This is a genomic window from Aquabacterium sp. UBA2148 (assembly GCF_002328915.1).
Classification (GTDB): Bacteria; Pseudomonadota; Gammaproteobacteria; order Burkholderiales; family Burkholderiaceae_C; genus Aquabacterium; species Aquabacterium parvum.
The window spans coordinates 1,163-2,908 of sequence record NZ_DCXA01000019.1 but is presented as its reverse complement, the minus strand read 5'-3'; the positions used below and the strand labels follow the sequence as shown (position 1 = coordinate 2,908).

Here is a 1,746-nt window from a genome sequence, read left to right as displayed (position 1 = left end):
CCTCGAACTCGGCCATCACGCGGCCTTGCGCGACAAGGCGCCCTCGCCGCGCCGCTGGATGCGGCCAAAGTGCGCTTCGCCGAACAGGTGGCTCACCGGCTCGCCCGGGAACAACCAGTAGGGCGTGCGCTCGCTGGACGACGCGCAGTTGGGGTACTCGCGGTTGACCGACGGGCCGGCCAGCGTCTTCTCCAGCACCATGGAGATGTACTGGTCGTTGCTGCCTTCGAGCGTGTTGCCGTTGAGGATGACCTCCTTGCCCGTGGACAGGGCGTGGCGGCGCACGGCGTTGATGCGCGAGTTCTTCGGCTCGTAGGCGTCAGAGCCCACACCGTTCTCGCTGGTCACGCGGATGCCGTCGGGCACGCGGGCGGCCAGCGAGTGGTTGCCTTCGGTGTGGCCCGGCGTGTGGACCAACGCCACCCCGGGGCCCAGGCTCAGGCTGCCATCGAAAGGCACGATGCGCTCGCTCGGGATGCCGGCGATGCCGTTCGGGCAGTACCACTCCGCTTGCAAGGGCAGCAAGGCCAGCGTGGAGGCCCACTCCTGGCGGTGCACCAGCAGCTTGGCGTTCGGGAAGTACGGCTTGGGGCCGGCGAGCCAGCGGCGCACGTCCTGCGTGTGCAGGTGGTCGTAGCTGATGTAGTCGATGTCTTCGGGGCGCAGGCCGCAGGTGGCCAGCACGCTCTCGACGGTGTTGAACTGCGGCGCCACGATGGGCTGCACCCACTTGGGCGCGCGCTCGGCCAGGCGCTTGAAGAACGGTGTCTCGCGGTTGGCGTCGTGATCGGTGGGCGACATCAGCAAGGTGCGCAGCACGCCGTCGTGGTCGAGGTACTGGACCACGAAGAGTCGGTTGAGCAGGTGCACCAGCGGGAACTTGAAGCCGCGGTCGGCGAACACACCCGAGTAGGCGTAATACGTCGGGTAAGGCGCGCGAATGAGGTCGAAGCTGCGCCAGCACAGCACCTCGGGCTCGGCGAGCATGCGCTCGCGCAGGGCTTGGGCGCGGCGGCGCACTTCGCGCAGGCGGTCTTGCGGGGCGGCGGCGTCACGGGCGCCATCGAAATCGGTGAGCGAGCGCATCCCTGCCGGGTGAGGCATCTGGGTCATCGGGGTCTCCAGGAAAAGGCGAGAGGGGACGCAGTGCCCCACGGTTCAGTAACCGGCCATGCGGGCGGTCACCAGGCGGTTCATGAAAGCGGGCGACAGCTTCGAGAGCAGCGCGAACAACTTGGTCTGCCAACCCACCAGCGAGTGCACGGGCAGGCTGCCTTGAGAAGCGTTGGCCAGCTGCCAGACGGTGGCGGCCACGTCCTCGGGGCCCAGGCGCACGCCGAGCGTTGACACCGTCTTCATGCGGCTGACCTCGTTGGTCACCATGGCGGTGTTGACGAACAGGGGCAGCACGTCGACCACGCGGATGCCGTGGCGGCGCCACTCGATGTCCAGCGCTTCGGTGAGGCTGCGCACCGCGGCCTTGGTGGCCGAGTAGGTGCCCAGCTCGGGCTGGCCGTACAGGGCCGAGGCCGAGCACATGTTGATGACGCGGCTGCCCTGGGTGCGCTTGAGCAGCGCAAAGGCCAGGTGACAGCCGTTGACCAGGCCTTTGAGGTTGATGTCGATGAGGCGGTGGTGGCGCACCAGCGCAGCCTCTTCGAAGGGCTGCGTCACGGCGATGCCGGCGTTGTTGAAGAGCACGTCCAGGCGGCCGCCTGTGGCTTGCTCGAAGCTCGCCAGGGCCAC

Annotated in this window: 2 protein-coding genes; both read right to left on the bottom strand. The window is 68.2% G+C overall.

The features are described from left to right. Positions 1–15 precede the first annotated feature (15 nt). Positions 16–1,113 carry a hypothetical protein gene (locus tag B2W70_RS00940; RefSeq protein ID WP_286742062.1) on the bottom strand — a complete coding sequence of 366 codons (1,098 nt, stop codon included), beginning with the start codon at positions 1,111–1,113 and terminating at the stop codon, positions 16–18. Between the two features lie 45 nt (positions 1,114–1,158). Further along, a partial coding sequence (locus B2W70_RS00935; RefSeq protein WP_286742061.1) for an SDR family NAD(P)-dependent oxidoreductase occupies positions 1,159–1,746 on the bottom strand: 588 nt, incomplete at its 5' end.

What these genes read in the sequence shown, in the direction of transcription:
- B2W70_RS00940 (WP_286742062.1), bottom strand. Translation starts at nt 1,113, where the DNA reads ATGACCCAGATGCCTCACCCGGCAGGGATGCGCTCGCTCACCGATTTC.